This is a genomic window from Bradyrhizobium sp. Kon56 (assembly GCF_055807635.1).
In genome coordinates this window covers 128,784-143,423 of the sequence record NZ_JBVVOU010000015.1, presented here as the reverse complement: position 1 = coordinate 143,423, position 14,640 = coordinate 128,784, and the positions used below count along the sequence as shown (strand labels likewise).

The following is a 14,640-nucleotide window of genomic DNA, read 5'->3' as shown; positions in this document are numbered from 1 at the left end:
CCATGGCAAGTGAAATTCTGATTGTCGATGATGAGGCCGATATTCGGGATCTCGTTGCGGGCATCCTCGAAGACGAGGGCTTCGTGACCCGGACCGCGCGCGACAGCGATACGGCGCTCGCCGAGATCGCCAACCGCAGGCCGCATCTGGTGTTCCTCGACATCTGGCTGCAGGGCTCCAAGCTCGACGGCTTGCAGCTCTTGGAGCAGGTCAAGAAGGACAACCCCGATCTGCCGGTCGTGATGATCTCCGGCCACGGCAACATCGAGACCGCGGTCGCCGCGATCAAGCGTGGCGCCTACGACTTCATCGAGAAGCCGTTCAAGACCGACCGGCTGATCCTGGTCGCGAACCGTGCACTGGAGAACTCGCGGCTCAAGCGCGAGGTCAAGGAGCTGAAGCAACTCGCGCCGAGCGCAAGCTCGCTGGTCGGCCGCTCGCCCAGCATGAACCAGCTGCGCCAGACCATCGAGCGTGCGGCCAAGGCCAACAGCCGCATCCTGATCGTCGGCCCCGCGGGCGCCGGCAAGGAACTGACCGCCCGCACGTTGCACACGGCCTCGGGCCGCGCCGACGGCCCCTTCGTCGTCATCAACGCCGCTGCGATCACGCCCGAGCGGATGGAGCACGAGCTGTTCGGCATCGAGCAGTCCAACGGCGAGCACGCGCGCAAGCCCGGCGCACTCGAAGAGGCTCATGGCGGCACGCTGTTCATCGACGAGATCGCGGACATGCCGCGCGAGACCCAGAACAAGATCTTGCGCGTGCTGGTCGAGCAGTCGTTCCAGCGCGTCGGCGGCAACGGCAAGGTGCAGGTCGACGTCCGCATCATCTCCTCCACCGCGCGCAACCTCGAAGAGGAAATCGCGGCCGGTCATTTCCGCGAGGACCTCTATCACCGGCTCTCGGTGGTGCCGATCCGCGTGCCCGCATTGTCGGAGCGGCGTGAAGACATTCCGGAATTGATCGACTATTTCATGGAGCAGATCTCCGCGGGCAGCGGCCTGCCCAAGCGGCAGATCGGCCAGGACGCGATGGCGGTACTGCAGTCGCATGTCTGGCCGGGCAATGTGCGCCAGCTCCGCAACAACGTTGAGAGAGTCATGATTCTCGCCGCTGGCGGGCCGGAAGTCATCATCACTGCCGACATGCTGCCGCAGGATGTCGGCTCCATGGTGCCCGCGATGCCGACCAGCAACAATGGCGAGCACATCATGGGCCTGCCGCTGCGCGAAGCGCGCGAAGTGTTCGAGCGCGACTATTTGATTGCACAGATCAGCCGTTTTTCAGGAAATATTTCTCGCACGGCCGAGTTTGTTGGCATGGAACGCTCGGCGCTGCACCGGAAGTTGAAGGCGCTCGGCGTCGGCTAACGCTGCGACGTCGTTGGAATAGGCGAGGAAAATCATCGATTTCCGTAGTTTTTCGGGGCAATACGGCATGGGCTGCCGCGTGAAGCGGCTTGCCTAATAAGCCTACCTGTCCTCTAATTGAACCGCTGTCCCCCCGAGGGGGATCTCATGAGGGACGGCAACCGGACGAGGACCCCGAGTTTCAAAAGAGGGCCGCAACCGGCGCAATAAAAAGAAACTCAAAGCGAGAAAAAAACAATGGCGGCAGACCGCGCACAAAACCTGCAGGACACCTTCCTTAATCACGTTCGCAAAACCAAAACGCCACTGACGATCTTTCTGGTCAACGGAGTGAAGCTCCAGGGCATCGTGACCTGGTTCGACAATTTCTGTTTGCTGCTTCGGCGCGACGGTCACTCGCAGCTCGTCTACAAGCATGCGATCTCGACCATCATGCCGGGCGCTCCGATCCAGCTGTTCGAAGGCGGCGAGGATCAGCCGGCTTGAGAGTGATCTGATTGGAACCCCGGAATTTCGACGGGGATGCCGACCGTCCGCGGTCGGCAGGGGGTACGCAGACGGGGCGGGTGCTTGTCATCGGTCCCTATTTGCGGGTGCGCGCAGGCAGTGCCGACGCGCAATCGGAAGCTCATGTCGTGCGTGACGCGGAAGCCCGGCTCGACGAAGCCGCCGGCCTCGCGCGCGCGATCGATCTCGTCGTTGCCGACGCCATCATCGCGCCGATCAGCCAGATCCGCCCTGCGACCTATATCGGCAAGGGTAAGGTCGAGGAGATCGCCGCGCTCGCCAAGAGCCTCGACGTCGAACTCGTGGTGATGGATTGCGCGCTTGCGCCGATCCAGCAGCGCAACCTCGAGAAGGAGTTGCAGGCAAAGGTGCTCGACCGCACCGGTCTCATCCTGGAAATCTTCGGCCGCCGCGCCAAGACCAAGGAAGGCTCGCTCCAGGTCGAGCTCGCGCATCTCAACTATCAACGTTCGCGCCTGGTGCGCTCATGGACCCATCTCGAGCGCCAGCGCGGCGGCTTTGGATTCATGGGCGGTCCCGGCGAGACGCAGATCGAAGCCGACCGCCGCCTGATCCAGGAGCGCATCTCCAAGCTCGAGGGCGAACTGAAGAAGGTGCAGGCCACACGCCGCCTGCATCGCGCAGGCCGCCAGCGCGTGCCGTACCGCGTCGTGGCGCTGGTCGGCTACACCAATGCCGGCAAGTCGACGCTGTTCAACCGCCTGACCCGCGCCGACGTGCAGGCCGCCGACATGCTGTTCGCCACGCTGGATCCGACCCTCCGCGCGCTCACCCTGCCGCATGGCGGCAAGGCGATGCTGTCGGACACCGTCGGTTTCATCTCCAATCTGCCGACGCAGCTCGTCGCCGCCTTCCGCGCCACGCTGGAGGAGGTGCTGGAGGCCGACGTCATCCTGCATGTGCGCGACATCTCGCACGACGACGCCGAGGCGCAGCAGAGCGACGTCGACGCCGTGCTGCGCCAGCTCGGCATCAACCCCGATGATTCAGGCCGCATCATCGAGGTCTGGAACAAGATCGACCGCTATGGTCCCGAACAGCGCGAAGAGCTTTTGAACATCGCCGCGCGCAGGCCGGAGGATCATCCGGCGATGCTGGTGTCGGCCGTGTCGGGCGAGGGGGTCGACGCGCTGCTCGCCGCGATCGAGGAGCGCTTGGCCGCCAAACGCATCACGCTCGACCTCTCCATCGATGCCTCCGACGGCGCCGGCATCAGCTGGCTGCATCGGAATTCCGAAGTGCTGGCGAAAGAGCTGCACGACGGCCGCTTCGACATGACGGTGCGGGTGGACGAGACCAAGCGGGACATCGTGGTGAACCGGTTCGATGCCGTGCCGCGACTGTCCGCGTAGTTAGTGTCGTCCCGGCCGAGTTAGCGGCCGGCTTGCTTGCGCTCCTCTGGTGACGACTGCTTCGCACTCTTCGCCTCATTCCACAACGCGTCCATCTCCGCCAGCGACGCCTGCTCGAGGGTCCGCCCCTGCGCCTCCAGCGCCCGTTCGATATAGGCAAACCGCCGCTCGAACTTCGTGTTGGTCGCCCGCAGCGCGGCTTCCGGATCGGCATCGACATGGCGGGCGAGGTTGACCACCGCGAACATCAGGTCGCCGGTCTCTTCCGCCAACCCCTCGCTGTCGTTGCGATCGAGTGCGGCCTCGATCTCGTCGGCTTCTTCGCGGATTTTTGCCAGCACCGCGCGCGGATCGTTCCAGTCGAAGCCGACAGTGGAGGCCTTGCGCTGCAGCTCCATGGCGCGCGTCAGGGCGGGCTGGCCGGCCTTCACGCCTGACAGCAGCGATTTGTGGGACGGCGCTTCCTGGGGTGGCCGGCGCGCGGCGCGCTCGGCTTTCTCTTCGGCCTTGATGCGGTCCCAGACTTCCTTGACGTGGGAGGAGGCGAGATCGCCGTCCTTGTCGGCGAAGACGTGCGGATGGCGGCGGATCATCTTGCGGGTGATGGCCTCGACGACATCGCCGAAGGCAAAGGCGTTCTGCTCCTCGGCCATCTGAGCATGGAACACCACCTGCAGCAGGAGGTCGCCGAGCTCCTCGCAGAGGTCGTCGAGATCGCCGCGGCTGATGGCGTCGACCACCTCATAGGCTTCCTCGATCGTATAGGGCGCGATGGTCGCAAAATTCTGCTCGAGGTCCCAGGGGCAGCCGGTCACCGGCGTGCGCAGCGCCGCCATAATTTCGATCAGGCGGGAAATGTCGCGGGAAGGGGTCATTGCAGGGCAGTCTCCTGGCTCCCATGCCTTATGCCAAAAGCGAGCCCCCGTTCCCAGCGCAGCGCGGCGGAACAGGGTGATTTCCACCGGTTGGCGGGCCAGATTGGCGAGCCGCGTGCGCAGTGCTAAAGCGCGGGCCATGACTGACGCATCTTCATCCGAAACCGCGCTGGTGCTGTTCTCCGGCGGCCAGGATTCCACCACCTGCCTCGCCTGGGCGCTGAATCGCTTTGCGCGCGTGGAGACGCTGGGCTTCGATTACGGCCAGCGCCACGCCATCGAGCTGGCCTGCCGCGACCGGCTGTTCGACGGCATCAAGGGCCTGCGCACGGACTGGGCTTCCAGGCTCGGGGAGAGCCACACGCTGTCGATCCCGACGCTGGCGGCCGTGTCCGAGACGGCGCTGACGCGCGACGTCGCGATTGCGATGGGCGCCGACGGCCTGCCGAACACGTTCGTGCCCGGCCGCAATCTGGTGTTCTTGACTTTTGCCGCGGCACTGGCCTACCGGCGCGGCATCAGTCACATCGTCGGCGGCATGTGCGAGACCGACTATTCCGGTTATCCCGATTGCCGCGACGACACCATCCGCGCGATGCAGGCCGCGCTGTCGCTCGGCATGGCCCGCAAGTTCGAGCTGCATACCCCGCTGATGTGGATCGACAAGGCCGCGACGTGGAAGCTCGCCCAGGACCTCGGCGGCGACGGGCTGGTCGACCTCATCCGCGAGCAGTCGCACACCTGCTACCTCGGCGAACGCGGCGCGCAGCATGATTGGGGATACGGCTGCGGAGAATGCCCGGCGTGCAGCCTGCGGGCGAAGGGGTGGCGGGAGTACGTGGCGGGACGGTGATACCATAGACTCGGTATCATCACCCGCGAAAGCGGGTGATCCAGTACTCCGAGAAGGTAGCGATAATCGACAGGCCGCGGCGTACTGGATTCCCCGCCTTCGCGGGTTGGGGTTAGAGTGTACCCCAGCAACGCGCAAAGCGACTACGGCGCAAAATCCTCCGCCTTCAGCTCAATCGGCTTGCCGTGCGGGGTGCGATCCGCGGCGTGGTCCCAGGCGTCGCGGTAGCGATGCAGCGTCTCCGCAGACGCAACGCCCTTGCGCGCGACCAGGCCCTCCAGCGTGGCGAGCCAATGGAGATAGTAGGTCTCGCCCGTATCGGGATCGCCGGCCGCCTGCGCCCGCTTGATCTCGGAGGCCAAGGCTGCCGCCCATTCGGGCCAGGTGAACACGCCGCGCTCGTGCAGCGTCAGCGCCATCGCGAAGGCGTGCGCCTCCCAGGGCGCGCGGAACACCGGGCCGTCATCATCATGAGGAATGCTCGGGATGGCTGCCGTCGCGGCAGCAGCAGCCGTGCTGCTCATCACGCCGGGTCCAGATACGGCTCGAACGCATCGATCGAGACTTTCGAGGTCGGATCGCCGTCCGCGCCCCAGAGATCGCGGCCCTCGAACACGACGGTGTAGAGCCATTGCGGATTCTCGCCGAGCTCCATCGCCGCCGAGTCAGGAAACACGTGGCAGCCATGGTTCAGCTCGACGATTCCGACATGACCGCGCACGTAGCGTGGCAGGCGGGTGTGGGTCGCGGGATGAATGTTCTTCGCGCGGACCTTGTCACCGATCTTGAATTTCGCCGGCGCCGGGGCAGGGCGGGCGAACTTGCCGCGCACCATGATGCGCTCGACCTGGCCGAGATCGAACTTGCCGTGCTTGAGCGCCTTGGCCGGGTGCATAGCGTGGCCGGCGGCGACTTCCTCCCGGGTGAGATAGCCTTTCTCGATCAGCATCTCCTCGAGCCCGAGAAACCATTTCTTGTAATAGGAGCTCGAGAGATAAACGTGCGGCGGAATCGTCTCGCGATAGAAGCGCGAGGTGTCGATGTTGAAGGCGCCGGCCGCACCCATCGCGCGCACCATGGCGAGAACACGCGATTCCCATTCCTCGTGGAACACCGGCTCGTTCAGCTCCGGCTCGACCTTGCCGAAGCCGTCCACGCCGCCCATGTCGTGCACGCCGTTCATGACGGCGCCCCCGGCGCCTTGGGAAAGCCGGTACCGATCATGGAATCGCGCGTGACCAGCTCGGCGAGCTGCTCCTCGCTCCAGCCTTCCGTCCCCGCGGGGCGCATCGGCAGCACCAGAAAGCGCGTTTCGGCGGTCGAATCCCATACCCGGATTTCAACGTCCTTGGCGACTTGCACGCCGAAATCGGCGAGCACGCCGCGCGGGTCCTTCACCGCGCGGGAGCGATAGGGCGCGGCCTTGTACCAGACCGGCGGCAGCCCCAGCATTTCCCAGGGGTAGCAGGAGCACAGCGTGCACACGACCATGTTGTGACGCTGCGGCGTGTTCTCGACCACGACGAGGTGGTCGCCGACGCGGCTGACATGGCCGAGCGTGCCGATCGCCTTCGAGCCGTCCTCCAGCAGTGCCGCCTTGAACGCCGGATCGCTCCAGGCCTTGGCGACAACGCGCGCGCCGTTATGGGGGCCGATCCGGGTCTCATAGGCCTGGATGATGGCGTCGAGCGCGGCCGGCTCGACATAGCCTTTTTCGGTCAGGATCGTCTCGAGCGCGCGCACGCGCAGCTCGGTCTCCGACAGCTCGGAATGGTCGTGATCGTGGTGATGATGGTCGCTCATGGGGCGAAGATAGTCCCGGAATCCGGGCGTTGTCGAGGCGAAGACTCTGCTAACATCGCACCATGGGCTGGGCTGCAAGAACCGGAATAACCGTCGCAATCGCGGCTCTTGGCGCATTCGCGGCGCAGGATGCGCGCGCCGCGAATGGCGCCTATGCGGTCGATGCCGCCGACATTTCCGATGTGGGCTCCTGCAAGGTGGAAAGTTGGCTGTCGGCGGCTTCCAACACGGATTTTTCGGCGGTCGCCAATCCCTCGTGTGTCGTCGATCCCTTCAGGCCGATCGAGCTGAGCCTGCAGACCATCCGGGCCCGGAGCGGCGGCGACTGGAGCACGACAATCGCGCCAAAAGCCAAGACGAATTTCGTCCCGACCGGAATCGGCCGGTGGGGATTGTCGGCCTATGGCGGAGGATCGTTCGACGCGGCGACCGGCGAGGCGCTATCCGCCTTTGCCGTCATCCCCGCGACCTTCCGCCTGTCGGAGACCATGCGCATCAACGTCAACGGCGGCTGGCTCTGGGATCGGACGGTGGATCGCCATTACCTGACCTACGGCATCGGCTTCGATTGGAAATTCACCGACACGCTGCAATGGACGATCGAGGCGTACGGGCAGGCCGGCGCCGCCGAGGTCGCAAGCATCGTGCAGCCGCGTTTCCAGACCGGTGTCCGCTACCGACCGAACGAGATATTCTCCGTCGATCTGATCTACGGCCGCAACATCACCGGCGAAAATGCCAACTGGATCACCATCGGGACCACGATCCGGTTTCCGGTCCATGGAAGCGAACCCGAACATCGGCGCACCGGGCATCTGTGAGCGCCAGGAAGACCAAGACCAGGGGAGTTTGCGTTGCCTGACTATGTCAAGATCGAGAAGGGCCTCGGGCCGGAGGGACGGATTGCGGTGGTGCGGTTCGACCGCGGCGACGGCATCAATGCGCTATCGCCAGAGGCTTTACGCCAGCTCACCGCGGCCGCGCGCAGTTTTGAGGATGACGCCGCAACCTCTGCCGTGGTGCTGACAGGCAGCGCGGCTGCGTTCAGCGCCGGCTTCGACCTCAAGGATGCCGAAGGCCGCGCGCGCAAGGACATGGACCTCGGCACGCTGCGGCGGCATCTCAAGCTCGGACCGCGCCTGACCCACGCCTGGCAGGAGATGGAGCAGATCACGATCGCCGCCATCGAGGGGTTTTGCGTCGGCGGCGGCGTGGCGCTGGCCGTCGCGCTCGACTTCCGCGTCATGGGACGCGATGCCCATCTGCGCGTGCCCGAGATCGGCCTCGGCATGAACATGAGCTGGCAGAGCATTCCGCGCATGCTGCATCTGATCGGCCCGGCGCGCACCAAGCAGGCGGTGGTCCTGGCCGATCAGCGCATCAGCGCGGATGAGGCCTATGAGTGGGGCCTGGTCGAGCAGGTGGTCGATCCCGGCCATGCGTTCGATGCCGCGATGGAGCTTGCGCGCAAGGTGGCAGCGCAGCCGCCGCTCTCCGTTGCCATGACGAAACTCACGGTCAACCGGCTGGCGCATGCGCTGGATAATCTCGCCAGCCACATGGACGTCGACCAGTTCGCCCTGGCAAGCCTTAGCGAGGACCATAAGGAGGGCGTCGAGGCGTTCCTGACGCGACGCAAACCGAAGTTCAGAGGGCGGTAGAAGCCGGCCCGGCCATTGATTGCGCCGCGGACAATCCGTATACGCCGCGTGGGACAAAAACAATACGTCCGATCAACGGGCCGGCAGACGACAATGACGATCGAGGGGGAGGGCCCATGACCACTGGCACGCAGGCACCCGAGGCGAAAGGGTTTCGCTGGAAGCTGATCGCGCCGCTCGCGGTATGGCTGCTGATCTATCTGTGGCCGGTGCCCGCAGGGCTCAACGCCAATCAGTGGCACTATTTTGCGATCTTCGCGGCCGTCATCACCGGGCTCATCCTGGAATCGATGCCGGTGGGCGCGGTCGGCCTGATCGGGCTGACGGTTGCCGGCGTCGGCGGTTATATCGATCCCGATCCGACCAAGTCGCTGCGCTGGATGCTGGCGGGCTTTGCCGAGAGCACGGTGTGGCTGATCGTCGGCGCCTTCGTGTTCTCGATCGGGTACCGCAAGAGCCAGCTGGGCCGGCGTATTGCGCTCGTGCTGGTGCAAAAGCTCGGCACCAACACGCTCGGTCTCGGCTATGCGGTGGCGATGTCGGACTTCTTGCTGGCGCCGGCGACACCGTCCAACACCGCGCGCAGCGGCGGCATCGTCTATCCCATCATCAGCAACATCCCGCGCATCTACGGCTCCGAGCCAGGACCGACCGCCGGCAAGATCGGCACCTACGTGATGTGGACCGCGTTCGCGTCGACCGCCGTCACCAGCTCATTGTTCTTCACCGCGCTGGCGCCCAATGCAGCGGCGCTCGCCATCGCCAAGAAGACCGCCGGAATCGACGTCAGCTGGGCGCAGTGGTTCATCGGCTTTGCGCCGCTCGGCCTGCTCCTGATGGTGCTGGTCCCGCTGCTCAGCTACGCGGTCTGCCGCCCCGAGGTGAAGAGCAGCCCGGAAATTTCCGAATGGGCATCGAAGGAGCTCGCGGAGATGGGCCCGATGTCGCGCAATGAATGGATCATGCTGGCGCTGATCTTGCTCGCGATGTTCCTGTGGATCGCGGGCTCGAGCCCGGACATCCGCGTGCCGCTTCTGGGCTCGAATTTCGTCAACGCCACCACCGTCGTGTTCATCGTGATCTCGCTGATGCTGGTGACGGGCGTGATCGAGTTTGCCGACATCGTCGCCGAGAAGGGCGCCTGGGAGGTGTTCTTCTATTTCACCTCGCTGCTGACGCTGGCCTCGGGCCTCAACGAGATCGGCTTCATCAAATGGTTCGCGACCGAATACGCAAAGCCGCTCGCCGGGCTGTCGCCGTCGACCGCAATGCTCCTGCTGGTCGCGCTGTTCTTCTGGATCCACTATTTCTTCTCGAGCATCACCTCGCATGCCGCCGCCGTGCTGCCCGTGGTGCTCGCGGTCGGATCCGGCATCCCCGACCTACCAGTCACGACGCTCGCCATGCTCTGCATGTATTCGCTCGGCCTGATGGGGGTGATCTCGCCTTACGCGACCGGGCCGGCGCCGATGTATTTCGGGAGCGGCTATATCGGCAAGGGTCAGTTCTGGGGTTTTGGGCTGATCTTCGGGGTGCTCTATTTCGCGGGGCTGCTGCTGATCGTATGGCCCTGGTTGCAGGTCCACTGAGTCGGGCGGGAGGGCAATACGGCGGCAGATGAATTTTCTTCAGCGGGAAGACATTTGGAAAACTTCGTCCAACTCCCCGCAAATATCTGACATTGCCAGAGCGACCCGAAAGGGCGATTGTGCGTGCTGCGGTGCAGCGCGCTCCAGCCGAGTCCTCATCGCGGTTTCACTCTCCGTCGCTTGATGCGACCGTTCCCGGATGCCCAGGGGCAAGGGAACTATTGTGCATGAAGGCCGCCTCCATGAACGTCCACCCGTCGCTCGCGATCGGACAGCCGATCGAAAAGTTTGACGCGATCTCAGCTCACGCGATCTCACCTGCCGCGACTGCGTCCGACGCGATGGTCCGCTTCGAAGGCATCTCGAAAACCTATCCGGCCTATCGCGGCAAGCCCGGCGTCAATGCCCTGCAAAACATCGACTTCGCCATCCCGCGCGGTTCGATCACCGGAATCATCGGCCGCTCCGGCGCCGGCAAATCGAGCCTGGTCCGGCTCATCAACGGCCTGGAGAGGCCGACCACGGGCCGCGTCGTCGTCGATAACAGAGATATCTCGGCGCTCTCGGGCCGCGACTTGCGGCTGGCGCAGCGCTCGATCGGCATGATCTTCCAGCACTTCAATCTGCTGTCCTCCCGCACCGCTGCCGGCAACATCGCGCTGCCGCTGGAGATCGCCGGCTGGGCCAAGGCCGATATCCGCGCGCGCGTGGCCGAGCTGCTTGCGCTGGTGGGCATCGCAGACAAGCACGATCGCTACCCGTCAGAACTCTCCGGCGGCCAGAAGCAGCGCGTCGGCATTGCCCGTGCGCTCGCGACGCGGCCGAGCGTGCTGCTGTCGGATGAGGCGACCTCGGCGCTCGATCCGCAGACCACGCGGGCGATCCTCGATCTGCTCGCGAACATCAACCGCGAGCTGGGCGTGACCATCGTACTGATCACCCATGAGATGTCCGTGGTGCGCCAACTTGCGGGGGATGTCGTGGTGCTCGATGCCGGCCGCGTCGTCGAGAGCGGCCATGTCGCCAACATCTTCACCTACCCCAAGCATCCGATCACGCAATCCTTCCTGGCCGAAGTAATCGGAGACAGCCTGCCGGTGTCGCTGGCGAGCCGGATCGTTTCGGAGCAGCCTCCGGCCGGACAGGCCGTGATCCGCGTCAAGGTGCGCGGGGCAGGGGCCGGCGACACGATGGTGGCGCGGCTGGCGCGCGAGCTCGGCCTCGACGTGTCGCTGCTGTCGGCCCGCATCGACGAGATCGGCGGCCAGCATGTGGGCTCGCTGACGCTTGGTATCCCTCTCGGCATGTCCGGCGGCGAGGACGCGACGACGCGCACGCTGGCCTGGCTTTCACAATATCAATTCCCCGCGGAGCGTCTCGGCTATGTCGCCTGAACTCATCAACCTGATCATCCAGGCGACCGGCGAGAGCCTGTACATGGTCGGGCTCGCCGCGCTGATCGGCACCGCCTTCGGCCTGCCGCTCGGCGTCTTTCTCGCGACCAGCCGGAAAGGCGAGCTGTTCGCGGCGCCCATCGTCAATCGCGTGCTCGGTGCCGTCGTCAACGCGACGCGATCCACGCCTTTCATCATCCTGGTCGTCGCCATTATCCCGTTCACGCGGTTGGTGGCCGGCACCTCGATCGGATCGACGGCCGCGATCGTACCGTTGACGATCGCATCGGCGCCGTTCATCGCGCGCCTGGTCGAGGCCGCGATCCGCGAGGTCGATGGCGGCCTGATCGAGACGGCGTCCTCGTTCGGGGCCTCGCCGATGCAGATCGTGCTCAAGGTGCTGATCCCCGAAGCGCTGCCGGGTCTTCTGCTGGCGCTGACGCTCGCGGTTGTCAGCCTGCTCGGCTATTCCGCCATGGTCGGCGCCGTCGGAGGCGGAGGCCTGGGCGATCTCGGCATCCGCTACGGCTATCAGCGCTTCATGCCGGAGATGATGCTGGCTGTCGTCGTGGTGCTGATCGCGCTGGTGCAGCTCGTGCAGAGCGCCGGCGATTATCTCGCGCGCCGGGTTAATCGCCGGCTGCGACATCGCTGACGCCGTTTAAGACATTTCGAACAAGCAGGTTCTTGTCGGTCTGGAAGCATTCCAAACTTCGAGACACGACTGAGTGCATTCGTCGCACGCGTTGCGCACGCGTCTGGAGAAATTCTAACGCAGTTCCTATCGCACTCCGAAATCGCCTGCGTTAGGGCGAGGCATCAAAAACGATACCGGCGAAGCCGGCAGTGCGTGGGGCCTCGACAAACGTGACCGATTTCCAACTTGCTTCGCGTGCCGACACGCGTCGTCGACAGATACAGACTCTCTTCCTCGGAGCGGCCAGCACATTTGCTCTCGTCGTTCCCTTCGGTGCCGTGGAGGCGCAAACGCAGATCCCCGCCGTCACCGTCGAAGCCCCGGCTCAGCGCGCCCGGCCTGCAGCGGTCGCCTCAACGCGACAGTCAGCGGCGACACGCACCGCGCGCGCCAATCGTCGCTCTCCGTCGCAGCAAGCTGCGCCAACCCAGTCGGCATCCTCGAACGACGCCACCGGTGAACGCTCCAATGGTCCGGTGCGCGGTTTCGTTGCGACGCGCAGCGGCACCGCGACCAAGACGGATACGCCGCTGATCGAAACCCCGCAGTCCGTCTCCGTCGTCACGACCGACCAGGTCAGGAACCAGGGCGCGGTCTCGATCGGCGAGGCGTTGCGCTACACCGCCGGCGTCAGCGGCGACGTCAACGGCGGCTCGGACACGCGCTTCGGCGCCCTCCAGATCCGCGGCTTCGACACCACCATGTCGGGCCTCTATGTCGACGGTTTGCGGATTCCCTCCAGCAATTACGTGCACTTCAACGGCCTCGATCCCTATGGCGCCGAGCGTCTCGAGGTTCTCAAGGGCCCATCCTCGGCGATGTATGGCGGCAGCGGCACCGGCGGCATCCTCAACTACGTGACCAAGCTGCCGACGGCCCAGCAGTTCGGCGAGGTCTCGATCTCGGGCGGCAGCTTCAACCGCTATCAGGGCCAGTTCGACATGGGCGGTCCCGCCAACAAGGACGGCACCGTGCTGTGGCGCCTGACCGGCGTGGTGCGCGACGGCGAAACCCAGGTCGACTTCACCAAGGACAACCGCGTCTTCGTCGCGCCCGCCGTCACGTTCAAGCCGAACGATGACACCACCATCACGATCCTCGCCAACTACCAGCGCGACCGGGCAGGGTGGGGCCTCCAGTTCTTGCCGGCCTCGGGCACGGTGTGGCCAAACAACGGCCGCACCATCCCGGTCTCGTTCTTCGCGGGCGTGCCGAGCTTCAACGCGTTCAACACCGAGATCGCGACCGCCGGCTACCAGCTCTCGCACAATTTCACCGACAACATCACATTCCGGCAGAATTTGCGCTACGCCTACCAGCACAACGAGGAGAAGGTGTTTTTCGGCGGAGGCTATACCGACGAGGCCGCGGGACAGCTCGCCCGTTTCGGCAGCTACAGCAACTCCTACATCGACTCCTTCGCCGTGGACAACCAGCTCCAGGGCAAATTCACCACCGGCTTCCTCAGCCACACCACGCTGGTCGGGATCGACTATCGCAACACCAGATTCCGCGACACCGCCTTTGGCGTCACGACGTCCGCGCCCGAGATCAACGTCTTCAGCCCGGTCTACAGCTACGACTGGACCATGGGCGCCATGAGCGACGACACCGGGGTCAAGCAGTCGCAGGTCGGCCTCTACGCGCAGGACCAGATCAAGCTCGGCCGGCTCTCGTTCCAGCTCGGTGGCCGCCAGGATTTTGTAACGACGCAGGTCGACAGCGGCATCTTCAATACGTCGGTCGCGAAGGATGCGTCGGCCTTCACCGGCCGCGCCGCAATGATGTACAATTTCGACAACGGCATCGCGCCCTATTTCAGCTACTCGGAATCGTTCCTGCCGGTGCTCGCCACCGGCCCGAGCGGACAGCTGCTCAATCCCGAGACCGGCGTGCAGTACGAGGTGGGCGTCAAGTACCAGCCGCTCGGATGGAACGCGCTGTTCACCTTCGCCGCCTTCGACCTGACGCGCGACAACGTCGTCACCTTTGCGCCTCCGCTCAACATTGCCGAGCAGACCGGTCAAGTGAAATCGCGCGGCCTCGAGCTCGAAGGCACGATGTCGCTCGCCGGCGGGTGGAACCTGCGCGCGGCCTATGCCTATGTCGACGCAACAGTCACGCAGGATCCGGTGAATGTCGGCAAGGCGCCGGTCACCGTGCCGCTCAACCGCGCCTCGCTGTGGAACGACTACACGCTTCAGACCGGGCCGCTCGCGGGCCTGCAGTTCGGCGGCGGCGTCCGCTATGTCGGCGCGACCTGGGGCGATGACGCCAATACATTCAAGGTCGGATCCGCGACCGTGCTGGACGCGCTGCTCGCCTACACCAGGGACAATTGGCGCCTGTCGCTGAACGTCACCAATCTCGCCGACACCCGCTATGTCGCCGCCTGCTACAGCCTGTCGGGCTGCTTCTACGCGGAGGGACGCAAGGCCATCGGCAAGCTGACGTATCGGTGGTGAGGTCTAGAACGGTCCGGCAATGGCGGCCGGGCCCGCTTGATGAGAGAAGA

General features: G+C 64.9%; 14 protein-coding genes. 10 read left to right on the top strand and 4 right to left on the bottom strand.

From position 1 onward, the window contains the following. The first annotated feature begins 2 nt into the window (after positions 1-2). From ntrX to hflX, 3 genes are all read left to right on the top strand, one after another. Positions 3-1,373 (top strand): nitrogen assimilation response regulator NtrX, encoded by a 1,371-nt coding sequence (gene ntrX, locus AC0L3B_RS23445; RefSeq protein ID WP_007591127.1) that lies wholly within the window; start codon positions 3-5, stop codon positions 1,371-1,373. 237 nt (positions 1,374-1,610) lie between these two features. Further along, complete coding sequence (hfq, locus tag AC0L3B_RS23440) at positions 1,611-1,859, top strand: RNA chaperone Hfq (RefSeq protein WP_007591126.1); 249 nt, start codon at positions 1,611-1,613, stop codon at positions 1,857-1,859. Positions 1,860-1,870: 11 nt separating this feature from the next. Beyond that, the gene (gene hflX, locus AC0L3B_RS23435; protein ID WP_247395649.1) at positions 1,871-3,253 is read left to right on the top strand and encodes a GTPase HflX; all 1,383 of its coding nucleotides are present in this window, start codon (positions 1,871-1,873) and stop codon (positions 3,251-3,253) included. A 20-nt stretch (positions 3,254-3,273) separates the two neighbouring features. Here the strand turns inward: hflX and mazG are convergent, their stop codons facing one another. Beyond that, complete coding sequence (gene mazG, locus AC0L3B_RS23430) at positions 3,274-4,128, bottom strand: nucleoside triphosphate pyrophosphohydrolase (RefSeq protein ID WP_247390634.1); 855 nt, start codon at positions 4,126-4,128, stop codon at positions 3,274-3,276. A gap of 139 nt (positions 4,129-4,267) precedes the next feature. Here mazG and queC point away from each other — a divergent pair, with 139 nt between their 5' ends. Continuing rightward, positions 4,268-4,981, top strand: coding sequence for a 7-cyano-7-deazaguanine synthase QueC (gene queC, locus AC0L3B_RS23425; RefSeq protein WP_247371137.1), 714 nt, complete (start codon positions 4,268-4,270; stop codon positions 4,979-4,981). 143 nt (positions 4,982-5,124) lie between these two features. Here the strand turns inward: queC and AC0L3B_RS23420 are convergent, their stop codons facing one another. The 3 genes from AC0L3B_RS23420 to nthA are packed head-to-tail and all read right to left on the bottom strand — an operon-like array spanning position 5,125 to position 6,784. Continuing rightward, positions 5,125-5,505 (bottom strand): nitrile hydratase accessory protein, encoded by a 381-nt coding sequence (locus AC0L3B_RS23420; RefSeq protein ID WP_247371140.1) that lies wholly within the window; start codon positions 5,503-5,505, stop codon positions 5,125-5,127. After that, positions 5,505-6,164: a nitrile hydratase subunit beta gene (gene nthB / locus AC0L3B_RS23415; RefSeq protein WP_247371143.1), complete on the bottom strand. Its 660-nt coding sequence runs from the start codon at positions 6,162-6,164 to the stop codon at positions 5,505-5,507. Before nthB ends, AC0L3B_RS23420 begins: the two co-directional genes overlap by 1 nt. Further along, positions 6,161-6,784, bottom strand: coding sequence for a nitrile hydratase subunit alpha (nthA, locus tag AC0L3B_RS23410; protein ID WP_247371146.1), 624 nt, complete (start codon positions 6,782-6,784; stop codon positions 6,161-6,163). Before nthA ends, nthB begins: the two co-directional genes overlap by 4 nt. 62 nt (positions 6,785-6,846) lie before the next feature. On the opposite strand from nthA, the gene AC0L3B_RS23405 reads away from it, so the two are divergent. The 6 genes from AC0L3B_RS23405 (at position 6,847) to AC0L3B_RS23380 (ending at position 14,590) form a co-directional block, all read left to right on the top strand. Further along, complete coding sequence (locus AC0L3B_RS23405; protein WP_247390645.1) at positions 6,847-7,605, top strand: hypothetical protein; 759 nt, start codon at positions 6,847-6,849, stop codon at positions 7,603-7,605. Between the two features lie 33 nt (positions 7,606-7,638). After that, on the top strand, positions 7,639-8,445 hold the full coding sequence (locus AC0L3B_RS23400; protein ID WP_085349814.1) for an enoyl-CoA hydratase/isomerase family protein: 807 nt from the start codon (positions 7,639-7,641) through the stop codon (positions 8,443-8,445). Positions 8,446-8,561: 116 nt separating this feature from the next. Next, on the top strand, positions 8,562-10,034 hold the full coding sequence (locus tag AC0L3B_RS23395; protein WP_456654202.1) for a DASS family sodium-coupled anion symporter: 1,473 nt from the start codon (positions 8,562-8,564) through the stop codon (positions 10,032-10,034). 227 nt (positions 10,035-10,261) lie between these two features. Further along, positions 10,262-11,428, top strand: coding sequence for a methionine ABC transporter ATP-binding protein (locus tag AC0L3B_RS23390; protein WP_473381111.1), 1,167 nt, complete (start codon positions 10,262-10,264; stop codon positions 11,426-11,428). Continuing rightward, positions 11,418-12,083, top strand: coding sequence for a methionine ABC transporter permease (locus tag AC0L3B_RS23385; protein ID WP_018457839.1), 666 nt, complete (start codon positions 11,418-11,420; stop codon positions 12,081-12,083). Before AC0L3B_RS23390 ends, AC0L3B_RS23385 begins: the two co-directional genes overlap by 11 nt. A gap of 518 nt (positions 12,084-12,601) precedes the next feature. Further along, the gene (locus AC0L3B_RS23380) at positions 12,602-14,590 is read left to right on the top strand and encodes a TonB-dependent siderophore receptor (RefSeq protein ID WP_446481379.1); all 1,989 of its coding nucleotides are present in this window, start codon (positions 12,602-12,604) and stop codon (positions 14,588-14,590) included. Positions 14,591-14,640: the final 50 nt, after the last annotated feature.

Coding starts and splice junctions, on each gene's coding strand:
- ntrX (WP_007591127.1), top strand. CDS start 3: ATGGCAAGTGAAATTCTGATTGTCGATGATGAGGCCGATATTCGGGAT.
- hfq (WP_007591126.1), top strand. CDS start 1,611: ATGGCGGCAGACCGCGCACAAAACCTGCAGGACACCTTCCTTAATCAC.
- mazG (WP_247390634.1), bottom strand. CDS start 4,128: ATGACCCCTTCCCGCGACATTTCCCGCCTGATCGAAATTATGGCGGCG.
- queC (WP_247371137.1), top strand. CDS start 4,268: ATGACTGACGCATCTTCATCCGAAACCGCGCTGGTGCTGTTCTCCGGC.
- AC0L3B_RS23420 (WP_247371140.1), bottom strand. CDS start 5,505: ATGAGCAGCACGGCTGCTGCTGCCGCGACGGCAGCCATCCCGAGCATT.
- nthB (WP_247371143.1), bottom strand. CDS start 6,164: ATGAACGGCGTGCACGACATGGGCGGCGTGGACGGCTTCGGCAAGGTC.
- nthA (WP_247371146.1), bottom strand. CDS start 6,784: ATGAGCGACCATCATCACCACGATCACGACCATTCCGAGCTGTCGGAG.
- AC0L3B_RS23405 (WP_247390645.1), top strand. CDS start 6,847: ATGGGCTGGGCTGCAAGAACCGGAATAACCGTCGCAATCGCGGCTCTT.
- AC0L3B_RS23395 (WP_456654202.1), top strand. CDS start 8,562: ATGACCACTGGCACGCAGGCACCCGAGGCGAAAGGGTTTCGCTGGAAG.
- AC0L3B_RS23390 (WP_473381111.1), top strand. CDS start 10,262: ATGAAGGCCGCCTCCATGAACGTCCACCCGTCGCTCGCGATCGGACAG.
- AC0L3B_RS23385 (WP_018457839.1), top strand. CDS start 11,418: ATGTCGCCTGAACTCATCAACCTGATCATCCAGGCGACCGGCGAGAGC.